Annotated in this window: 1 protein-coding gene; it reads left to right on the top strand. The window is 57.2% G+C overall.

What is annotated here, in order from left to right; all coding sequences use genetic code 11:
- Positions 1 to 240: 240 nt before the first annotated feature.
- Positions 241 to 564, top strand: a complete 324-nt coding sequence (locus tag LH128_RS32540; RefSeq protein ID WP_083910355.1) for a YetF domain-containing protein — start codon at positions 241 to 243, stop codon at positions 562 to 564.
- Positions 565 to 897: the final 333 nt, after the last annotated feature.

Here is an 897-nt window from a genome sequence, read left to right as displayed (position 1 = left end):
GGGCGCCGCGCCCGCGGAAACCCAAATAACCCTACGTCAACGCCGCCTTCCGTCGGCGCTTACATTGCTCATTGGGCCGGGTGAGAATGCTACCGCTCTGCAGCTCTGCAGCTCTGCAGCTCTGCAGCTCTGTGCTCGAGCGGTTTTCTTGTTTGGTTTCGGAATTCTGTGTGTGCGAATAGCTGGACGCAGAACCTTCGCCCAATACGCGCCGCTTGATATTATCGTCGTGCTCATCGCATGTTCCAACGTCAGCCGGGTCATGACCGGAAAAGTCGCGTCGGTGCCGGCATTGAGCGCGACATTGGTTCTGGTCATCTGCACCGGGTTCTCGCACACGCAACGCTGCGATGCGGCTTTTTGTCATGGCTTGTCAAAGAGCGACCGATCAAGATTATCAAATACGGTCATGTCGATGAGGATGCTCTGAGGCGCGCCGAATTGAGCCGCGAAGATATGCTCGAAGCCATTCGGCTCGAGCAGGTGGGCGATCCCGCAGATGTTGGCGCCGCCTACGTCGAAGGAAGCGGAAAAGTGAGCGTTGTTCCCAAACGGAACCGCTAAGCTGGTTCCAGGCGCTGGTCGGTCCCCATGCCAGTTTTCACGCCCGCATGGCCTCGTTTTCGGATCATTACGCTGGGTTTTGTCGCACAATGTTCGACTGTATGCAGATCGTTTAAGATGAATTTTACGCGGTACGCGTGGCGGCGTCCAAGGATAATACGTTTCAGGACGCGACCATTCACCGCCCGGGCGGCGACGGCGTCTGCGTGGCGACAACTACGATGGCCGGTCGTGTTGCCTCAAGCAAAGATGTTCCCGAGGCGTTTGCCGTTGCCTCATCAGAATGGTTCCCATAGCCGATTGGGCCAGATCTTTCCATCCATTGCCTGTTCG

Origin of the sequence: Sphingomonas sp. LH128 (assembly GCF_000293195.2) — a bacterium.
Lineage (GTDB): Bacteria > Pseudomonadota > Alphaproteobacteria > Sphingomonadales > Sphingomonadaceae > Novosphingobium > Novosphingobium resinovorum_A.
This window is presented reverse-complemented; position numbering and strand designations above follow the sequence as displayed.

Coding starts and splice junctions, on each gene's coding strand:
- LH128_RS32540 (WP_083910355.1), top strand. CDS start 241: ATGTTCCAACGTCAGCCGGGTCATGACCGGAAAAGTCGCGTCGGTGCC.